The 5,673-nt window shown below is 74.3% G+C and carries 6 protein-coding genes; 4 read left to right on the top strand and 2 right to left on the bottom strand.

Translation table 11 applies throughout. The features are described 5' to 3' along the window. Window positions 1–52: 52 nt before the first annotated feature. Entirely contained in the window at window positions 53–1,060 is a 1,008-nt protein-coding gene (locus ACFU99_RS31000; RefSeq protein WP_384398329.1) for a right-handed parallel beta-helix repeat-containing protein, read from the bottom strand. A gap of 233 nt (window positions 1,061–1,293) precedes the next feature. Between ACFU99_RS31000 and ACFU99_RS30995 the strand changes: the two genes are divergently transcribed. From ACFU99_RS30995 to ACFU99_RS30985, 3 genes are all read left to right on the top strand, one after another. After that, the gene (locus ACFU99_RS30995) at window positions 1,294–2,238 is read left to right on the top strand and encodes a PAC2 family protein (RefSeq protein ID WP_384398327.1); all 945 of its coding nucleotides are present in this window, start codon (window positions 1,294–1,296) and stop codon (window positions 2,236–2,238) included. A gap of 25 nt (window positions 2,239–2,263) precedes the next feature. Beyond that, on the top strand, window positions 2,264–2,884 hold the full coding sequence (gene coaE / locus ACFU99_RS30990; RefSeq protein ID WP_384398325.1) for a dephospho-CoA kinase: 621 nt from the start codon (window positions 2,264–2,266) through the stop codon (window positions 2,882–2,884). Between the two features lie 186 nt (window positions 2,885–3,070). Next, on the top strand, window positions 3,071–3,442 hold the full coding sequence (locus tag ACFU99_RS30985) for a tetratricopeptide repeat protein (protein ID WP_384398323.1): 372 nt from the start codon (window positions 3,071–3,073) through the stop codon (window positions 3,440–3,442). 107 nt (window positions 3,443–3,549) lie between these two features. Here ACFU99_RS30985 and ACFU99_RS30980 read toward each other — a convergent pair whose 3' ends face one another. Further along, a complete protein-coding gene (locus ACFU99_RS30980; RefSeq protein WP_384398331.1) occupies window positions 3,550–3,837 on the bottom strand; it encodes a DUF6343 family protein in 288 nt (95 codons plus the stop codon). Window positions 3,838–3,964: 127 nt separating this feature from the next. Here ACFU99_RS30980 and ACFU99_RS30975 point away from each other — a divergent pair. Further along, the coding region (locus ACFU99_RS30975) for a helicase-associated domain-containing protein (protein ID WP_384398321.1) at window positions 3,965–5,673 on the top strand (1,709 nt) is incomplete at its 3' end.

Below are 5,673 nucleotides of genomic sequence, written 5' to 3'. Positions count from 1 at the left end.
CCAATGGGGAGCGGGCCTTACTCATGCGCGGGCGTGCCCGGCGGCGCGGTGCTCAGCCGCCGTCGGTGACCTTGATGTTCGTGAGCCCCCTGCCGCCGGAGACGGTGTTGCTCGCGTACACGGTGGCCTTGCAGCTGCTCGCGTCGTAGTTGGTGACGTTGATCGCGAGCCGCGAGGAGCCCTTGGCGCCGTTCAGGTCGGACTTGTTGCCGCGGAATACGGCGCCGCAGCCCCAGCCGGACTGCTGGGTGTGGGTCTGGTAGCCGTCGTTGCTGGTGTGCGTGCCCGTGTTGTTCTCTACGACCACGCCGTTGCCCTTCACGTCGACCCAGGAATCGTCGTAGTTGGCGTTGCTGAGGCCGCTGCCGTCGAAGGTGTTGCCGGAGATCCGCGCTCCGGTGGTGCCCTCTTTGATGTCGACGTTCTCGCCGCGGACGTCCGGGCCGATGGTGTTGGACCGGATCCGTACGTTGTCGCTCTTGTCGGAGAGCCCGCCGGCCGAGCCGACGTAGACGCCCTCGCCCATGCCCTGGCCGTCCTTGCCGGTGTCGTAGATCTTCGAGTTCTCGATGAGGCCGTCGCGGCTGGACTTGCGGAAGTGCACGCCTTCCATGTCGAGGCCGTGGACGGTGACCGAGTCGATGACGACGCCGTCCGCGCCGTCCATCATGATCCCTTTCTGGCCGCCGGTGACGGTGATGCCCTTGACCGTCCAGTACGAGGCCCCGTTGAGGTGGAGTCCGTAGCCGCCGCCGGCCGTGAGCATGGCCTTGGACGAACCGGTGAGCGTGATCCGGGCGGACGCGGAGCCGTGGGCGGTGGTCTTGAAGTTTCCGTTGTACGTGCCGTCGGCGAGCTGGATCGTGTCGCCGGGCTTGGCTGCGGCGAGGGCGGATTTGAGCTGGGCCGCGGTGGAGACGGAGACGACGGACGCGGGGGAGGCGGCCAACGGGGCGCGACCGGCGACGGGGGCGCCGTTCGCGGCCGTCGCGGCGGCCACGAGGCCGGCGGCGGCGAGCAGGGCGGCGGTGGGGGCCGTCCGGAGCGGTCTGGCACGCATTCGAGATCCTTTCCAGTATGTGAACGGGGGGCGTGGATATGAATCCGTGCAGCGGTTCGCGAACCTAGGGCCTGCCTGACGCAGCGTCAACCCACCGGGACGCATGCGCGATGCACCGGATCGGCCCGTGCCCATACCAGCGACTCCGCCTCAACTCCCGGAAGCGGCAAGCGGGAATGGCGGGCCCGCGCCCGGTGTTCTTCATGACGGAAACACGAGGAGGAGCGGTCACTGTGCTGGATCCGCAGGGTTTGTACGAATGGGAGCCCAAGGGGCTCGCCGTAGCCGACCTGGCCCTCGCCCAGGACTCGGCGGGGCTGGTCATGCTCTACCACTTCGACGGCTACATCGACGCCGGCGAGACCGGCGAGCAGATCGTCGAGCGGCTCCTGGACGGGCTGCCGCATCAGGTCGTCGCCCGCTTCGACCATGACCGGCTCGTCGACTACCGGGCCCGCCGCCCGCTGCTCACCTTCCAGCGCAACCGCTGGACCGCGTACGAGACGCCCAAGATCGAGCTGCACCTGGTGCAGGACGCCACCGGCGCGCCCTTCCTGCTGCTGACCGGCCCCGAGCCGGACGTCGAGTGGGAGCGGTTCGCGGCGGCCGTGGGCGAGATGGTCGAGCGGCTGGGCGTACGGCTGTCGGTCACCTTCCACGGCATCCCCATGGGCGTCCCCCACACGCGGCCCGTAGGCGTCACGCCGCACGGCAACCGCACGGACCTCATGCCCGGCCACGCCGCCCTCTTCGACGAGGCGCAGGTGCCCGGCAGCGCGGCGGCCCTCATCGAGTACCGCCTCGCGGAGGCGGGCCACGACGTCGTCGGCGTGGCGGCCCACGTCCCGCACTACGTGGCCCGCTCGTCCTACCCCGACGCCGCCCTCACCGCGCTGGAGGCGGTCACCGCCGCCACCGGGCTCGTCCTGCCGAGCGCCGCGCACTCGCTGCGCACCGAGGCGCTGCGCACGCAGGAGGAGATCGAGCGGCAGATCGGCGAGGGCGACGAGGAACTGGTCGCGCTGGTACGGGGCCTTGAGCACCAGTACGACGCGGTGGCGGGCTCCGAGGCGCGCGGCAACCTCGTCGCGGAGCCCGTGGAACTGCCCTCCGCGGAGGAACTGGGCGCCGAGTTCGAGCGTTTCCTCGCCGACCGCGAGGGCGACGGGGGCCAGTGACCCCCGGCCGTATAGCGTGGGCCGCATGCTGAAGGTGGGCCTTACGGGCGGGATCGGCGCCGGCAAGAGCGAGGTGTCACGGCTGCTCGCCTCCTACGGGGCGGTGGTCGTGGACGCCGACAAGATCGCGCGCGAGGTGGTGGAGCCCGGCACGCCCGGACTCGCGGCCGTCGCCGCGGAGTTCGGGCCCGAGGTGCTCGCGGCCGACGGTTCCCTGGACCGGCCCGCGCTGGGCGCGGTCGTCTTCGCGGACCCGGGCCGGCGCGCGGCCCTCAACGCGATCATGCACCCCCTGGTGGGCGCCCGCTCCGCGGAGCTGGAGGCGGCGGCGGGCCCGGACGCCATCGTCGTCCACGACGTGCCGCTCCTCGCGGAGAACGGCCTCGCGCCGCTCTACGAAGCCGTCGTCGTCATCGACGCCGCCCCCCGGACCCAACTCGACCGGCTCGTACGGCTGCGCGGCATGACGCCGGACGACGCGCGGGCGCGCATGTCGGCCCAGGCGACGCGCGAGGAGCGGCTGGCGGTCGCGGATCTCGTCATCGACAACGACGGTCCGCTCGACGCGCTGGAGCCGCAGGTCCGCGAGGTCTGGGCGAAGCTGGTGGAGCGGGCCGAGGGGGCGTCCGGGCATCGGCCGGAATAGGCGCGGCACGCGATCGGAATAGGGTGCGGCCGCGCCGCGTTGGGATGGGCGTACGCCGTGATCACGCATGCCCGCGGCCGGACTCCGGCGTTCCGCATGGGGGAGCCCGAAACCGGGGGTCCGGAACCGGGAGCCCGCGACTGGGAGTCCGTATCCGGGATCTGTATCCAGGAAGGGGAACGGCACGTGCCCGAGCCGACGCCCGAGACCCACGTCATCGACTACCGCGCCGCGGAGCAGCTGCTGGCCGCCCGCGATCCGCGCGGGGCCGTCAAACTCCTCGACTCGGTCATCACCGCCCATCCCGAGAACACCGCGGCCCGCCTGCTGCGCGCCCGCGCCTTCTTCGACGCCGCCCAACTGCGCCCCGCCGAACTGGAATTCCAGCTGGTCCTGGAGCGTGAACCGGACAACGCCTTCGCCCACTTCGCCCTGGCCCGCACCCTCCAGCGCGGCGGCCGGAAGGCCGAGGCCATCCGCCACTTCCGTCTGGCCGCGGCCCTCGACCCCCGGCCGGACTTCATCGAGGCGGCCCGCTTCGACGAAGGAGCGGCCTGACACCCGGGCGAACGGCCGGAGGGGCGGCCGATTCCGCGTACCGCCCCTCCTATCGGTGTTCAGTGCGTCCTATAGGCGCTTTGCGCGCCCCTGGGTGAGCGACGCGACTATCGCGGGCCGCTCCGCCTGCCGCGGTCGCCGCCCTTGGCCGGGTCGTACGGAGGGACGTCCCGGCCCGGCTGGTAGTGCGGGCCCTGGCGGATATGGCGGATCACCATGAACAGGTCCGCGCCCGTCACCGCGGCGAGCACCCCGCAGGCGATCGCCCACCCCGGCCGGCCGAACTCCGCGAAGACGACCGTCCCCGCGACGGCCCACGCCAGCCCCCACACGGCCAGCCCGCACCTGAGCCTGAGCGGGCTGCGTGCCTGCACCGGTTCGCTGCCCGTACGCATCGCCACGCATCTCCTGCTACCAGAATCCACCCGATCCCGGCCCCGGCCAAGCGCCCCAGCGCCCTGCCCACGCAGGCCCCTCCCACCTGCGTGATCGGGGTTCCCGGCGGCCAGTAGGGTCGGGGCCATGGACGGCCTCGACACCCTCGCCCGCGCGCTCGGACAGCGCACCCCGGAGCAGCTCGCGGGCCTCCTCGCCCGCCACCGCGAGCCTCTCTCCCACCGGCCCGCGCCGACCTCCCTGCGCGGGCTGGCCACCGCCCTGTGGTCGTACGAGACCGTCCACCACCTCGTCCTCCAGCTCGACCGGCCCCGGCTCCAGCTCCTCGCCGCCGTCGCCCGCGCCGGACAGCGGCTCGCGGAGCAGAACGCGCCGCCCCGGCCGCCCGCACCGCGCTCCGGGGCCGGCTTCGAGGCGCTGATGTCGCACAGCCTGTCGTTCCCGCAGCTCGCCGCGGAGCCCGTACCGGCCGCGACGGCGTACGAGGCGCTCGGCGCGGACAGTCCCGGGCCCGACAGGGAGGCCGTCGCCGCCGCGCTGGGCGCGCTGTACGAGGACGGGCTCGCCGCACCCGCCGAGGACGGCCGGATCGTCGTGCCGCCCCGCGTCCCGCAGCTCATCGGCGCCCTCGGCCTTGGGGACTTCGCCCGCCACGCGCCGAGGCCCGCGCCCGACGCCCTGACGCGGACCGACCCCGCCGTCGTCGCCGGGGAGACGCAGGCCGCCGCGTCCGCCCTCTCGGCCGCCGTGGACCGGCTCCTCGCCGCCCTCGCCGCGCAGCCCGCGGCTCTGCGGAAGTCGGGCGGGCTGGCCGTCCGCGAGACCAAGCGGCTGGCCAAGGCGGCCGGCACCGGAGAGGGCCACGCCCGGCTGCTCCTCGACACCGCCGAGGCCGCCGGACTGATCGCGCTCAGCCGGGACCGCGGGGGCACGACGGCGCTGCCCACCGCCGCGTACGACGAGTGGATGGCGCGGCCCGCGGGCGAGCGGCTGGCGCCCGTGCTGACGGCCTGGGCGGAGCTGCACGGCATTCCGACGCTGGGGGCGCCGGGGGAGCCGCCGGCCACGCTCGTACGCGGTCACGACCGGTACGCGGCGCCGCTGCGCAGGGCGCTGCTGGAGGCCCTCGCCGCGCTTCCCGAGGGGACCGGGGCCGCCGTGCCCCCGCCGTCGGCGGACGCCCCGGACGCGCTCCAGCCGCTGCACGAGCTCATCCAGACCGCCGACTGGTACCGCCCGCTCGCCGTCTCCGGCCAGCCGATGGCGGAGCGACGGGCGGCGCACACCCTGAGCGAGGCGGCGTTCCTCGGCGTCGTCGCCCACGGCGCGCTCAGCCCGCTCGGCCGGGCGCTGCTCGCCGGTCCCGCCGCGCTCCGCGCCGAACTGGGCCGCCTCCTGCCGCCGCCGCTCGAACACGCCCACTTCCAGGCCGACCTGACCGCCGTCGCCCCCGGCGCGCCGTCGGCCGGGCTCGCCGATCTCCTCGGTTCCTGCGCTGACCGCGAATCACAGGGGAACGCTGTGACCTGGCGGTTCACCGCCGACTCCGTGCGGCGCGCCCTGGACGCGGGGCACGCCCCCGCCGCGCTGACCGCCGAACTGACGGCCGCGTCCGCCTCGGGAGCGCTGCCGCAGCCCCTGGCATACCTGATCGGCGACACCGCCCGTACGCACGGCCGGGTACGGGTCGTACGCACCGCCTGCTGCGTCCGCTCCGACGACGAGGCCCTGGTGCGGGAGCTCGCCGCGCACCGCGAGCTGCGCGCCCTGGGGCTGCGGGCCGTCGCGCCGACGGTCCTGGTCGCCGCCGAACCGCCGGACGCCGTGCTGAGGGC

Source organism: Streptomyces sp. NPDC057654, from assembly GCF_042800135.1.
In the GTDB taxonomy this organism is placed as follows: domain Bacteria; phylum Actinomycetota; class Actinomycetes; order Streptomycetales; family Streptomycetaceae; genus Streptomyces.
This window is presented reverse-complemented; position numbering and strand designations above follow the sequence as displayed.